Here is a 13,613-nt window from a genome sequence, read left to right on the forward strand (position 1 = left end):
GCCTGTGTCCAATCCAGTCCCAGCGCGAGCAGGGTTGACTCGGGGTGCCCGCGGCGGCCGAAGAGTCATTCTCCTCATTTTCCTCATCGCGGGCCTGTTGTTCTTCGCGGGCTCCACCGTTCCCCCGCTGGTTATCAACTTCATGAGGCCGCTGCCCGTGGGCCTGTCGCAGACTGTGTCCACGGAGCCCGCAGCCACTTTGGGTCTGGACCCGGCAGCCTGGCGGGATGAAGTCATTCCCCCGGAAAATGCCACTCGCCCGGAGTGCCAGGGCCGCAGCTTTACAGAGGTCCCCTACTCCTGCCTGGTCATCGAGGGGACCTCCTACTTCAAACAGGTGACTACGACGAGCGCGACGGACAAGCGCTCCGAGATCAACGTCGATTCGGCGCTGACCATGTACATGTTCGACGCACCCGTCGCCGAAATCCAGGACCACGTGCGCATCAACCGCTCGACGGCTTATCCTGTCCCCGACCCAGATAGTTCCATGCGCCTGGTCATCCCGGATGCGGATGTAGGCTACGACAGTTCCGCATTTACCCGCCAGGGACTGCAGTTTTTCTTCCCTTTTCCCGCCGAGCGCAAGTCCTACGATTACTTTGAGCGCCTCACGCAGGAGTCTGAACCAATCGATTATGTCGACGAACTCGAGCACAAGGGCCTCAAGGCCTATGAGTTCACCCACACAATCACCCCCCGCAACCTTGCCCCCGACATGTCGCAGGCCTTCATTCCGGGCAGCGCGAGCGGTTCCACTTCCACAGAACTGACGGGCCGCGCCGATCGTTTCTACTCCCCTGAGCAGCTGCAACGCTGTGGGCACAAACCCACTGATGTGGTGTCAGTGACTTCCTATTTCACCGTGGAACGCACTTTTTGGGTCCAGCCGGATACCGGCACGATCCTCGACTATCGCGAGCTCACCCATGTTTTCTTCGCCGGAAGTGACGAGGAGGCCCGCGCCTTCGCGGATGACCCATCCCCAACTCACACCTTCTTCTACTCCACGATGCAGTGGGACGAGGCCACCACCAGCGCGCAGACAGCGTTGGCCGAGCAAGGACTTCAGCGCCTCACCCTGCTCCAGGCCTTCGCCTACCTGGCCAAGGCAGTAGCCTTCTTCCTCACCGTATGGGGCGTGGTGTTGATCCTGGTGCGACGCCGTGTGGAGGAGACACCCTGAGGTCTTCGCGCTTATCGACGCTCCCGTGGCTCACCGCCGGCCTCCTCCTCGCCGCGGTCCTGTGGCCACTGGTTCTGCCGGGCCAGTTGGCCCTGCGCGATATGTTGGTCCTTGACTCCCCGGCGTTGTCCCCCGGAGCCCTGGGCAGCGGTGATCTCCCGGCCCGCAACGTCCCCCAAGACGGGTTGCTGGCCCTAGCGGGGATGGTCATGCCCGCTTCCTGGTTTGCCCGTCTGCTCATCCTCGCCGGCGCGATAGCCGGGGTCGCCGGGGCGCTGTGGCTCGCCCGTCTGGCCGGAGCCGGGGTACTTGGCCGGTGTGCGGCGGTCACGATCACGCTGTGGAATCCTTTCGCGGTGGAACGATTCCTGCAGGGCCATTGGTCGTTAGTCATTGCCGGTTGGCTCCTTCCGCTTATCGCCGCCGCCGGCCTCAGTGGACGAATGAAGATCACATGGTTGGCCATGTGGGCAGCGTCGCTGACCCCCACGGGGGCACTTTTCGCCCTGGCCACCGGCCTGGCGGTCACCCGTGGGAGGCTCCGCTGGGTAACGGGGCTGATCGGTTTCATCGCTACCCTCCCGTGGGTGATACCGGGGATTTTGCTGATCTCCAGCACTTTTGGCTATTCCGTGGAGGCCTTCATTCCCCGCGCTGAGGGGTGGGTGGGCACCCTCGGCTCGCTCGTTGGCCTAGGCGGGATCTGGAACGCTGACGCGGTGCCGGCCTCCCGGGAGGCCGGCTTCGCTCTGGCTGGGGTAGTCATGTTTGGCTTGCTGCTCTTGGGTGCCCGCCAGGTGCCCACCCCGTTGCTCGTTCTAGCTGGACTCGGCCTCGGTGGAGCGTGCGCGATCTGGCTTTTCCCCGGACTCCTGAACTGGGCCGTGATTTCGATCCCCGGCGCCGGGCTCCTGCGTGATGGCAGCAAGCTCGTCATCCTTGCCCTACCTGCCTACGTGATGGCCGCGGCCTCCCTGCGGAATTGGGTGGCGGGACTGGTCATGGCGCTCGCGCTGCTCCAGGTCCCCGATGCCCCCGTCGCCCTCAAGCAATTGACCCCTACGACGGCCCCTTTGTACTCCGAAGCCCTGGTCGAGCGGGCCGCCGGGCGCGACGTCTATTTTGTCGATGCACCCGCCATCGTCTGGCTACCCGATGGTCGAACGGTGCTCAACCCCGTGAACAAGGCGCTTTCCACCGTGGAGTCCGGGGCCCTCGTCGTCGATGGCGTGCTGGTCGATGCCCCGTCCGTCCGGTGGATAGAAGCACGCAATGCTTGGGATCAGGGCGATATGGCCACGCTGCAGTATCTCGGGGTCGGCCTCATCGTCGACGGGGAGAACATCCACGAAACCGGCGAAGGTCCCATGACTATCTGGCCGGGAGCGATTTTGCTGCTCAGCTGGCTACTTATTCCTTGCGGGGTGCTGCTTGTTCGACGAGGAGTTCGTGGAAACGCGCACCCGTCGTAGCCCAGGAAAAATCGGTGACCCACTGCTTCGCGGCGGTGCCCAGTGAGTGGCGGAGGGGGGCGTCGTCAAGCAACAGCGCCGTGAGGCGCGTGAGATCGGCCTCATCAGTGGCGAGGAGGCCCGTCGAGTGGTCGCGGATGGAGTCGCGGAGGCCACCGGCTTGGCGGTACCCGACCGTCGGCACCCCGTGTTGCGCGGCCTCAACCACGGCCAGCCCCCAGCCTTCCTTGCGCGAGGGCATGAGGTGGACAGCGGCACGGGCGAGGAGGGCGTGCTTGTAGTCCTCCGTCACCTGGCCGTGGAATACCACGTGATCAGAGATGCCGCGGGCGACGGCGTATTCCCTCAACTCGTCCTCCCACCAGCCAGAACCGACGATGTCCAAGACCAGCTCACGGCCCGGCGCGAGCGCAGCGAGGGTATCCATCGCGTGCTCGATCTGCTTGTGCGGCACCAACCGGGATAGCGTGACCAGGTGGGTCACTCCATCCGCGGCGAGCTGGGGCACGTGCGCGGGCACGGGGTCAATGCCGTTTTCGATGATGCGAATATCCTGGGCCCGAACCCCAAGGTCGACCAGATCGTCCTTCGAGGCCTGCGACACCGTCACATAAGGCGCGCCACGGTACACGCGCGGGGCGACCTGAGACTCCAAGAACCAGCCCACGCGCGCGATGATTGGGCCGGCGACGGGCCATTGCTCGCGGTGGCAATGGTGGGTGAGCAGGATCGTCGGCACTCCGGAAACGAGGCGCGCGAAGAAGGGGATGCCGTTTTGAGTATCCACGATGGCATCGATGCCCGCGAGCGTGCCCACGCCCAACCGGCCCAGCAGGATTCCACCCCACGCCTTGGGGTAGACCGAAAACTTGCCGCCGCTGCGGGAAAATCGCACCCCGTTGCGCAGGGAACGACGCGGGGCGTCGGTGTGCCCTGCCGTGCGATAGACCACTTCGTGACCTTGGGACGCCAGGTACTCGCCGACGCGTTCCAGGTAGCGTTCCGAGCCGCCACCCTGGGGGTGCGTCGAATCGCGCCAACACAACAGAAGGATCTTCATAGCGCCGCCAGCCTACCTGCCCGGCCGTGGCACGATGGATTCGTGCCCGCTCACACTCGTCACCTCGCGACCCTTCGGCGATCTTTGTCCCTCCTGCGCTCCATCCGCCACGAACAAAGCGATCCAGCGCTGTTCTATCGCCCGCTCGCCGAGGACACAGCGATGCTTGTCGAAGCCCTCCTGCGCGATCTCACCGGCACCACCCTGCGGGGCCGGCAGGTCCTCGATGTGGGCGGCGGTCCCGGCTACTTCGCCGCCGCCTTTCGCGAGCGCGGCGCCCGGTACGTGCCCGTCGAGCCAGATGTGGGCGAGATGGCCGCAGCCGGAATCGCCGTACCCGGCTCCGTGCGTGGCGACGGCGCGCACTTACCTTTCATCGATGGTTCCTTCGATGTCGTCTACTCCTCCAACGTCGCCGAGCATGTCCCCGACCCCTGGGCCATGGGCGAGGACATGCTGCGCGTCACCGCCCCCGGTGGGTTGTGCGTGCTCAGCTACACCGTGTGGCTCGGCCCCTTCGGCGGGCACGAGACGGGACTGTGGGAGCACTATGTCGGGGGCGGATTTGCGCGTGATCGTTACGCCCGTCGGCACGGGCACCCTCCGAAAAACAGCTTCGGCACCTCGCTTTTCGACGTCTCTTGCCGTGCGGGGCTGCACTGGGCGGCGTCCCTGGAGCAGCGAGGGTTGGCGCAGGTGGAACTCTGCTTCCCGCGATATCACCCTGCGTGGGCCTGGTGGTTGGTGCGCGTCCCAGTCCTGCGCGAGTTCCTGGTATCCAACCTGGTCATTGTGGTGCGTAAATACTGTAGGCATCAACGGCTGGATTGATTTTTGCAAAATCGTTTCCTATAAGAAAAGCGATTTAGTTTCCAAATCATGTACATTCCTCCACTGTATTTACTTTCGAAAGCAACTAGGGAGCATTTCCGCACATACCACCGGACGTATTGGCGCATAGTTCCGCAGGAAAGCATCCTCTACATCGGGGCCAATCAAATACGCAGATTCGACATAGTAATCTGAACGAAGTTGAGCCTGATCATCATCGCCATAAGGGGACTATTATATATAGCCCGCGGGAAGGACATTTACGTGAACCTCTCTGGTCACAAACCTGAGCAATCAGTTCCCGGAGAACGCCACCTAGTCGTCATTGGGCAGGGGTACGTAGGACTCCCGCTAGCAATGCGTGCTTCGGAAGTGGGGTTCCGGGTCACTGGCTTAGATCGAAGTGGTCCGGTGGTCGACCGGCTGAATGAAGGAAGATCTCATGTAGATGACATCACCGATCAGCAGGTCTCACAGGCCCTAGCCGCAGGATTCTCTGCAACCACCGATTCCGAGGTGATCAGTCGAGCGGACATCGTGGTTATTTGCGTCCCCACCCCGTTAGATCCTCGAGGTGGTCCCGACCTTCGCGCGGTTCGATCAGCGGTGAAGGATATCGCCACCTATGTCCGGTCAGGGACTCTGATTGTTTTGGAGTCAACTGTTTACCCAGGAACTACAGAAGACATCCTTGTTCCTGCGATCCAGGATTTGGGCTTTAACATCGGAACCGATATCTTCATTGCCTTTTCTCCCGAGCGCATCGACCCCGGCAACCCCAAGTACGGATTGAAGAACACTCCCAAGGTCGTCGGCGCGGTGACCCCGACCTGCCAATCGCACGCGGTGGAGTTCTACTCTCAAATTGTCGACACAGTCGTCCAAGCGCGCGGCACGAAGGAGGCCGAGCTGGCCAAGCTGCTTGAAAACACTTTCCGCCACGTCAACATCGCACTGGTAAACGAAATGGTCCGAATTTGCCACGAGCTCGACATCGATCTCTGGGACTCCATCGATTGCGCAGAGAGCAAGCCATTCGGATTCATGGCTTTCCGCCCGGGTCCCGGCGTAGGTGGTCACTGCATCCCCGTCGATCCGAAATACCTCAGCCACCGAGTCAAGTCCGAGCTGGGTTACCCTTTCCGGCTTCTCGAGATGGCCGAAGTCATCAATGACGCTGCCCCCAGCTACGTCGCCGAGCGCGTCTGGTCGCTCCTCAATGAACAACGGATCCCCGTCAATGGAGCCAAGGTTCTCCTCCTCGGAGTCACCTACAAACCCGATGTCAGCGACTGCCGCGAAAGCCCAGCTGATCCTCTCTACTTCAAGCTTTCTTCCTGGGGTGCCAACATCAGCTACCATGACCCCTTCGTTGACAGCTGGCAGCCTGAGTCCCATGGTCTGCTAACTAAAGAGCCTCTAGCGCGAGTCGAGGATCTCTCCTCTGCCGTGGAGTCGGCTGACATTGTTGTCTTTCTTCAGGCACACAAAGAGTATGACCTGGAACAACTGTCAGCGCAGTCCACAGTCATCCTGGACACTCGGGGAAAGCTCAACGTCAATTCCAAGGCCGTTCAACGCCTCTAGTCAAGAATCTCGATAGACAACCACCCACGAGCAAAAGAAGGTAATTACCGTATGTCAAGAATCGTCATTACCGGTGGAGCAGGATTCATTGGTTCAAACCTCGCACGCCTCGCGCTGGAGTCGGGACACTCCGTCGTTGTCGTCGACGACCTATCCACCGGGGAGAAGGCTAACCTGGAGGGCCTAGACCTCGATTTCGTGGAAATGAGCATTCTCGACGAGGAAGAACTCGTTCCCGTCTTCCAGGGTGCCGATTCAATTGTCCACCTGGCGGCGATGGGTTCCGTGCCCCGCAGTATTCAGGACCCGCACCGCACCAATGACGTCAACATCAACGGAACACTTGCGGTGCTGCAAGCTGCCCGCCGGGCCGACGTCAATCACTTGGTGTTCTCGTCGTCTAGCTCGGTTTACGGGCGCAACCCAGCCCTGCCGAAACACGAGCGTGAGTGGGTCCGAGCCATGAGCCCATACGCGGTAACGAAGCTTGCTGGAGAGCAGTATGTTCTTGCGCATCAGGAGTCCTACGGAATGGAGACGCTCGCGTTCCGCTTTTTCAACGTATTTGGTCCCCGGCAAAGCGTTGGACATGCTTACGCTGCGGTAATCCCGCGATTCCTCGATGCCATCATCCAGGGCCAGCCGGTAACTATTTATGGCGATGGGACCCAGTCCCGCAGCTTCACCTACGTAGGCACCGTTTGCAGTGTGCTACTCGACGCTGTCGAGCGACGGGTGAGCCATCCCGAACCGGTCAACCTGGCCTTTGATACCCGCACCGACCTCCATGGAATCCTCACCGAGCTAGAGTCTCTGGTCGGTTCCCCGGTCGAGCGAATCTACGAAGACCCTCGCCCAGGAGACGTTAAACACTCTCAGGCTGCTAATTCCTCGCTGTTGACCTTATTCCCCCAAGTTAAAGAAAAGGACCTGCGAGAAGGACTTGCTGAGACGTTGGCCTGGTACAAGTCTCAGTAGCTAAATATCCTGCCCCACTACCTCGCGGCGGTGAGCGATGGAGCTCAACCAGTCCGACCAGGTTGCGAAGCGATGATCAAGCTCCGAGAGAGCGTATTTTGCGCTCTCTTCAAGCGACCTGCTCGACTGCTTGTGGTAGACCGAGTCGTCGAGAAGCAATGCAAGAATACTACTTAATTCTTCCGCATCACCTGGGTTGATTAGGAATTCCGGCGCTACGAGCTCCGGGATTCCACCAACGCGAGACCCTACAACTGGAAGGGCTCGTGACATAGCTTCAATAACTGTCCGGGGCAATCCCTCCGACAATGAAGGTTGCAGGAGAACGTCGGCGTTATCGATCGCCTCGACTACCTCTTTAGGTGACAACTGCCCGCGAAAACTCACCGAGTCGTCGATTCCCAGTGTCTGGGCTTGCGACTTGAGTTCCTCGTGGAGTCTGCCTCCACCGACCAGCTCTAGCGAGAAATCGATGGAAGGATGATTTCTGCACAAGAGAGCAACCGCTTGAAGCGCGATGTCGTGGCCTTTGTAGGGCACTTCCTGTGTGCCCACTGCAATAAGGCGGAGTTCATTTCGGTGGTGGCGGGACAAGCGGGGCGTTTGGCATATCTGAGAATCTGCAATCTGAACATTGCTGATGGCGATCGTGGGGCCATTCTTAACCGGGTACGTCTGCTGCAGCGTCTCACGGGTAACGAAACGCCCAGCTGAAGCTGCCGCGCAAATCCACTGAGTGACAAGCCTCCCTAGCGGGGCCAAGCGCCTAATACCTGGAATTGAGCCAAGAGCTAAGACTTCGTAGATGTCACCGACGACTTCAACTGCATAGGGGATCTTGCTTACACGCGCAGCAAGAACTGCCAAGGTCGAGAGCGGGCCAGGGGTACGCACCACCAAAAGATCGGCAGATCGGACAGCAGAGAAGATCTCGCGAGCAATCCGAGGTGCAGTCTTGATAGCACCTCCCAGACCTTGATAGTTACTGAGTGCGATGACGTCGAAGACTGAAACTGGGTCGCCCTCGCCCGGAGACTGGGTCGCACGAGCTAGCAGGGCGGTGTCGCAGTCATCTAGAGAGTAGCGTCGCCACTGTGTATCACCATTGACGCCATCTAGCGCTACCCAGCTTTCCCCCTTGCGGGCTAGGCGGGCTTCAGTAATGAACAAGACGCGAGGATGCGCAGGCAGCAAGTGAACTCCGGATCAAGTCGGTAGGATTCTGCTTCCAAGTATGTCAAATATCTGACATACAAAAAACCGGGCGGGGAAATACTGATTCAGTGATTCCCTGCCCGGCCTTTTATCCGCAAGTTTGGCCGCTAGGCCTGAGCGATGCGCTCCTTCAGAGCCGCAAGCTGCGCATGAACCTCGGACGGAACGCGCGGGCCGAGGAAGGCGAGGTATTCCTCGTTCTCCTCCAGGTCACGCTGCCAGTCCGCGGGAGAGGTGCTCAGGGCCTCCTTGACGTCCTCAACCGGGGTATCCAGACCCGACAGATCGAGGTCCTCGACGCGAGCGGTGTATCCAACAACGGTCTCGTCGGCGTCGACCTTGCCCTCGATGCGGTCAACCACCCAGGCCAGAACTCGGGAGTTCTCGCCGAAGCCCGGCCACAGGAAGCGGCCGTCCTCGCCGCGGCGGAACCAGTTGACCAGGAAGATGGCCGGCATACGGTCGCCGCCCTCATTGCCCATGTCGATCCAGTGCTGCAGGTAGTCTCCGGCGTTGTATCCCATGAACGGCAGCATGGCCATCGGGTCGTGGCGCAGGGAGCCAACCTTGGCTTCCGCGGAGGCGGCGGTCTGACCGGAAGATAGGGTGGCGCCAATCATGGTGCCGTGCTCCCAGTTGAATGCTTGGGTGACCAGCGGGACAGTGTCCGCGCGACGGCCACCGAAGAGGATGGCATCGATCTTGACGCCGTGCCAGTCATTGAATTCGGGGGCAGCGGCCGGGCTCTGCTCGATCGGCACGCAGTAGCGGGAGTTCGGGTGCGCGGCATTGACGCCGGAATCCGGGGTCCAATCATTGCCCAGCCAGTCGATGAGGTGAGCGGGCTTTTCGCCGTCCATGCCCTCCCACCAAATGTCGCCATCGTCGGTGAGTGCGACGTTGGTGAACAGGGTGTTGCCCGGCTCCATGGTCTTCATGGCGATCGGGTTGGAGTCATAGTTGGTACCCGGTGCGACACCGAAGAAACCGTTCTCCGGGTTGACGGCGTAGAGGCCGTCCTCGCGCAGCTTCAGCCAGGCAATGTCGTCGCCGACGACCTCGGCGGTCCAGCCCTCGATGGTCGGGGTGATCATGGCGAGGTTGGTCTTGCCACAGGCCGACGGGAAAGCGGCGGCGATGTGGTAGTTCTTGCCCTCCGGGGAAATGAGCTTGAGGATGAGCATGTGCTCAGCCATCCAGCCCTCTTCCTTAGCCATGACGGAGGCGATACGCAGGGCGTAGCACTTCTTAGCCAGGATGGCGTTTCCGCCGTAACCGGAGCCGTAGGACCAGATCTCCTTGGTCTCCGGGAACTGGGTGATGTACTTGAGGTCGTTGCACGGCCACGTGACATCTTCCTGGCCCGGCTCCAGCGGGGCGCCCACGGTGTGCAGGGCGTGAACAAAGTCGCCGTTGGTTCCGATCTTGGCCAGTGCGTCCGCGCCCATGCGGGTCATGACACGCATGGACAGCACCACATAAGCCGAGTCGGTGAGCTGGACACCCAGCTTGGGGTCCGGGTCAGTGATCGGGCCCATGCAGAAGGGCACGACGTACATGGTGCGGCCCTTCATGGAACCACGGAAAACTTCGGTCATCTCCGCCTTCATGGCTGCCGGGTCCGCCCAGTTATTGGTCGGGCCAGCGTCCTCCTCCTTCTCAGAGCAGATGAAGGTGCGGGATTCGACGCGGGCCACGTCGTCCGGGTTGGAGCGAGCGAGGAAGCTGTTGGGACGCTTCTCCTCGTTCAGCTTGATTAGGGTGCCAGCCTCAACCAGCTGAGAAGTCAGTCGATCCCACTCCTCCTGCGAGCCATCAGCGAAGACGACTGCCTCCGGCTGGAACAGCTCCACTGCCTCAGCAATCCAGGAGAGGAGCTTCTCGTTGTCGGTCGGGGCGGGGCCAACGAGGCCCTTGATGGCAGTGGTCATGTGTTCTCCTTGACATAAGCGTCACTAGATAGAGTTTCCTCCCCTAGATTATCGACTTGTCACCACTCGCGGGGGCTTCCCAAACCGTCTGTACCCCCTCCCTGGCCCTACATGGGCCTTATCCATGCTCTATACGAATCCACATGTCCGTTTGCTCATGATGCGAACCTTTTCTTTGCCTCATTTCGGGGGTGTTTTGGGGAGAATCTTCGCAGGCCAGCACCCTGTTACGTTGGTCACACAGTGGGTCAAAGTCGGTTAATCCCCACATCGCGCGGTGTGGGTCGGCGGAATAGACCTCATAGCGGCCATCGCCATGAACTGTGGAAATGTGATCGACATCTCCATCTCCATCAAGGTCGGCATAAACGGTCGCACCCTCCGCATCGCACAAAGTGACCGAATCCCCGGCCACCCCTCCCAATCCCCATTCCTGCTCACCGAGGTACAGCCGGAGCCCCTCTCCCTCCCCCGCCAATCCTGCCAATCCATGCAGATCCATGTCGCTAACCCCTCATCAATCCCGCGCCAAAGTCAGTTTGCGGTGCAGCCACTGCTGCGGGCCGTCGCGCTGCGCGGCACCGAGGGCAGTCGCACGGCGCAGTCGGGCAGCCTCCCGCTCCGCCCAAAGCACCTGTGCTTCTCGACGCCCCCTTACCCACCGCACCCAACCCACCGCCACACCAGCCCCCAACCCCAGCACGATGCCGAGCACCGGTTGCCACCACCAAAGCACTCGGCAGATAGCGGCGCCGGTGGCCAGCCCCAACACGACGGCCTGCAGCGCGAGGGAACCCAGGCGCGGCTTTCCCGGCTCCGGGAGCGAATTGCTAAGCGCCACTGCGCGCAGACCCCTGAGTACAGCCGCCGGGTCCGATTCCGCCTGGGCGATGAGTGCTACTAGGTGGGCGTCGAAAAGCAGGCGACGGCGACGTTCGCAGTGCTCAGCGGCGCGCTGCCACGCCCCGATCCGCGGGGCAGGCACGACGCCCGCTCGTGGGCGGGCGAGGGCCTGGGCCAAGTCGCCGGGGGCGGCGACAGTACCGTCGACACCGGGCGGTAGCGCGGCAGTGCTGATGAGTCGGCCGCTGCGGCGGGCGGCGTCGATAAGCGTCGGCACATCGTCCGGACCCCAGCCGGCGGATGGGGCGACGGCGAGGACCGCATCGACATCCGAGTGGTCCACGACATCCACGCCCCGCGCCGCTGCTGCTACTTGCGCACAGGCATCGGAATCCGGACCGATGACGGCGATGCGCGGTCGACGGGGCTCGGCCTCCCGGGCGATCCCCGCCAGCTCTGACGCCACCACCGGATGCCGGGCAGCCAGCAAACGCAACTGCACAGCCAAGAGCCGGAGGCGAACCTCGATGAGCTGTTCTTTGACCCGTGCGAGCACGAACTCCCAGCTGGAACGATCGAGCTCGGCGACCACCACCACGAGCGGCGAGGCCGTGTGGATCCGCGCACGAACCTCAGGCGGCAGGGGCGCGGGGTGCACAAGCACCGCGGCGTCGATCCCTAAAGAAAGCCCAGGCCACGTGACGGTGACCTCCCGTATCTCCGCACAGTCGGGCAGCGGCACGCTCCCCTCCAGCGTGCATGCCCCCACGCGGGGCGGGCCCGTAAGTTCGCCGAGGATCCGGCGCAGGTCCATGCCCACGCGGCAGCCAAACTCGCGCCCATGCGCCCAGTCGGCGGCACGAATAAACATGTCCGGAGTCTCCACCCGCATCCCCCCCTGAATGCCGTTGCCCACATGATCACCCGGCAGGACTAATCCCGCAACCGCAGGGGATTATGGCTGGCAGAGAATTGAAGTTTGCCCAAGACCAGAGGACAATATAAGGGATGTCTACTTCCAATTTTCCTGATAGTGCCCGCCCGCTTGGAGATCTGCCCGCTGGCCGCCCCCCGCAAACTGACTTCGGCGATGACGGCCGCACCTACCCTCGCCTCGGTGCGGTGAGTTTTCGGCGCGGAACCCTCACCGATAACCAAGAAAAGCTCTGGGAGGAAAACTGGCCCCACCTGGGCACAGTCCTCAGCGATGAGCTTATCGACGTCCCTTCATGGTTCGGTCGCAGCAACGCCCCCACCATCGTGGAAATCGGCTCGGGAACCGGAACCTCCACCGCCGCGATGGCTCCGCTTGAGGCGGACACGAACGTTATTGCCGTCGAACTGTACAAGCCGGGCCTGGCCAAGCTCCTCGGCTCGGTCGTGCGCGGGGACATTAACAACATCCGTATGGTGCGCGGGGATGGGGTCGAGGTCCTCGCCCGCATGATCGCGCCGGCGTCCTTGGACGGCGTCCGTATCTTCTTCCCCGACCCTTGGCCGAAGGCTCGCCATCACAAGCGTCGCCTCATCCAATCCGGCACCCTGCACCTGATCGCCACCCGCCTCAAGCCGGGTGGCGTCCTCCACGTGGCCACCGATCACGCGGACTATGCCGAATGGATCTCCGAGCTCGTCGACGTGGAACCTCTCCTGGAATACCGGGGGTGGCCGTGGGAAGAATGCCCGCAGCTCACCGACCGCCAGGTGATCACTAAGTTTGAGGGCAAGGGTCTGCAAAAAGACCACACCATCAATGAATTTCTGTGGCAGCGCAACCACACGCCTGCTTAACTCCTATTTCTGAAATGAGAACCCCTCCGTGAGCGATCTTCACGAATCCACCCACCATTACACGGCTGCGGCGGCGCCCGGCCCCGAGAACCTGCTGCTCGTGTGGGATGCCCCGAACCTGGACATGGGCCTCGGTGCCATCCTCGGGGGCCGCCCGACCGCCGCCTACCGCCCGCGTTTCGACGCCATCGGCCGCTGGATGCTCGCCCAGGCCGGCCGCCTGGCACACGAGACCGGCCAGCACATCGAAGCCGAGGCGACGGTGTTTACCAACGTCACCCCGGGTGGCGCCGATGTCATCCGCCCCTGGGTGGAGGCCCTGCGCAACGTCGGTTTCGCCGTCTTCGCCAAACCAAAGACCGATGAGGATTCCGACGTCGATCCCGACATGCTGGCGCACATCCGTCGTCGGCACGAAGAAGGTGTGCTCAAAGGTCTGGTTGTCGCTTCCGCAGACGGCCAGAACTTTAAGGACACTATCGACGAGCTGACTGCCGAAGGCCTGCCCGTCACCGTCCTCGGTTTCCACGAGCACGCCTCCTGGGCAGTGGCTTCCGACTCGATCACGTTCGTTGACCTCGAGGAGATCCCCGGGGTCTTCCGCGAGCCACTGCCGCGCATCAGCCTCGACTCCCTGCCGTCCGAGGGTGCCTGGCTGCAGCCCTTCCGCCCGCTCTCGGCCTTGCTATCTAGCCGCAACCACTAAGCTTCGTTCCCGG

The 13,613-nt window shown here is 62.0% G+C and carries 12 protein-coding genes; 7 read left to right on the top strand and 5 right to left on the bottom strand.

All coding sequences use genetic code 11. The annotated features are described in order from the left end of the window. Positions 1-4: 4 nt before the first annotated feature. Positions 5-1,186, top strand: coding sequence for a PorA family protein (locus CATRI_RS12320; RefSeq protein WP_290218013.1), 1,182 nt, complete (start codon positions 5-7; stop codon positions 1,184-1,186). Next, entirely contained in the window at positions 1,135-2,658 is a 1,524-nt protein-coding gene (locus CATRI_RS12325) for an MmpA family trehalose lipid delivery protein (RefSeq protein WP_290218015.1), read from the top strand. The genes CATRI_RS12320 and CATRI_RS12325 overlap by 52 nt, the downstream gene beginning before the upstream one ends. Here CATRI_RS12325 and CATRI_RS12330 read toward each other — a convergent pair. Beyond that, entirely contained in the window at positions 2,597-3,718 is a 1,122-nt protein-coding gene (locus CATRI_RS12330; protein ID WP_290218019.1) for a glycosyltransferase family 4 protein, read from the bottom strand. The two genes, CATRI_RS12325 and CATRI_RS12330, sit on opposite strands and share 62 nt — an antisense overlap. A 42-nt stretch (positions 3,719-3,760) precedes the next feature. On the opposite strand from CATRI_RS12330, the gene CATRI_RS12335 reads away from it, so the two are divergent. The 3 genes from CATRI_RS12335 (at position 3,761) to CATRI_RS12345 (ending at position 7,114) form a co-directional block, all read left to right on the top strand. Further along, positions 3,761-4,549 (top strand): class I SAM-dependent methyltransferase, encoded by a 789-nt coding sequence (locus CATRI_RS12335; RefSeq protein ID WP_290218021.1) that lies wholly within the window; start codon positions 3,761-3,763, stop codon positions 4,547-4,549. Positions 4,550-4,813: 264 nt separating this feature from the next. Beyond that, positions 4,814-6,136, top strand: coding sequence for a nucleotide sugar dehydrogenase (locus CATRI_RS12340; RefSeq protein WP_290218023.1), 1,323 nt, complete (start codon positions 4,814-4,816; stop codon positions 6,134-6,136). 51 nt (positions 6,137-6,187) lie between these two features. Beyond that, the gene (locus CATRI_RS12345; protein WP_290218025.1) at positions 6,188-7,114 is read left to right on the top strand and encodes an NAD-dependent epimerase/dehydratase family protein; all 927 of its coding nucleotides are present in this window, start codon (positions 6,188-6,190) and stop codon (positions 7,112-7,114) included. On the opposite strand, the gene CATRI_RS12350 is transcribed toward CATRI_RS12345, so the two are convergent. The 4 genes from CATRI_RS12350 to CATRI_RS12365 all read right to left on the bottom strand — a co-directional run bounded on the left by CATRI_RS12350 (position 7,115) and on the right by CATRI_RS12365 (position 11,974). Further along, complete coding sequence (locus tag CATRI_RS12350; RefSeq protein WP_290218027.1) at positions 7,115-8,284, bottom strand: glycosyltransferase family 4 protein; 1,170 nt, start codon at positions 8,282-8,284, stop codon at positions 7,115-7,117. Positions 8,285-8,436: 152 nt separating this feature from the next. Continuing rightward, entirely contained in the window at positions 8,437-10,260 is a 1,824-nt protein-coding gene (locus tag CATRI_RS12355; RefSeq protein ID WP_290218030.1) for a phosphoenolpyruvate carboxykinase (GTP), read from the bottom strand. Positions 10,261-10,378: 118 nt separating this feature from the next. Further along, entirely contained in the window at positions 10,379-10,762 is a 384-nt protein-coding gene (locus tag CATRI_RS12360) for a DUF6802 family protein (RefSeq protein WP_290218033.1), read from the bottom strand. 15 nt (positions 10,763-10,777) lie between these two features. After that, positions 10,778-11,974: a hypothetical protein gene (locus tag CATRI_RS12365; protein WP_290218035.1), complete on the bottom strand. Its 1,197-nt coding sequence runs from the start codon at positions 11,972-11,974 to the stop codon at positions 10,778-10,780. A gap of 137 nt (positions 11,975-12,111) precedes the next feature. Here CATRI_RS12365 and trmB point away from each other — a divergent pair, with 137 nt between their 5' ends. Both trmB and CATRI_RS12375 read left to right on the top strand, forming a co-directional pair. Next, positions 12,112-12,894 (top strand): tRNA (guanosine(46)-N7)-methyltransferase TrmB, encoded by a 783-nt coding sequence (gene trmB / locus CATRI_RS12370; protein ID WP_290218038.1) that lies wholly within the window; start codon positions 12,112-12,114, stop codon positions 12,892-12,894. Between the two features lie 28 nt (positions 12,895-12,922). Further along, the gene (locus CATRI_RS12375; protein WP_290218041.1) at positions 12,923-13,600 is read left to right on the top strand and encodes an NYN domain-containing protein; all 678 of its coding nucleotides are present in this window, start codon (positions 12,923-12,925) and stop codon (positions 13,598-13,600) included. Positions 13,601-13,613 lie beyond the last annotated feature (13 nt).

The sequence above is a fragment of the Corynebacterium atrinae genome (genome assembly GCF_030408455.1).
GTDB lineage: Bacteria > Actinomycetota > Actinomycetes > Mycobacteriales > Mycobacteriaceae > Corynebacterium > Corynebacterium atrinae.

Excerpts from the sequence above, each read along its gene's own strand:
- CATRI_RS12325 (WP_290218015.1), top strand. The coding sequence starts at position 1,135 with ATGGGGCGTGGTGTTGATCCTGGTGCGACGCCGTGTGGAGGAGACACC.
- CATRI_RS12365 (WP_290218035.1), bottom strand. The coding sequence starts at position 11,974 with ATGTTTATTCGTGCCGCCGACTGGGCGCATGGGCGCGAGTTTGGCTGC.
- CATRI_RS12345 (WP_290218025.1), top strand. The coding sequence starts at position 6,188 with ATGTCAAGAATCGTCATTACCGGTGGAGCAGGATTCATTGGTTCAAAC.
- CATRI_RS12330 (WP_290218019.1), bottom strand. The coding sequence starts at position 3,718 with ATGAAGATCCTTCTGTTGTGTTGGCGCGATTCGACGCACCCCCAGGGT.
- trmB (WP_290218038.1), top strand. The coding sequence starts at position 12,112 with ATGTCTACTTCCAATTTTCCTGATAGTGCCCGCCCGCTTGGAGATCTG.
- CATRI_RS12360 (WP_290218033.1), bottom strand. The coding sequence starts at position 10,762 with ATGGATCTGCATGGATTGGCAGGATTGGCGGGGGAGGGAGAGGGGCTC.
- CATRI_RS12355 (WP_290218030.1), bottom strand. The coding sequence starts at position 10,260 with ATGACCACTGCCATCAAGGGCCTCGTTGGCCCCGCCCCGACCGACAAC.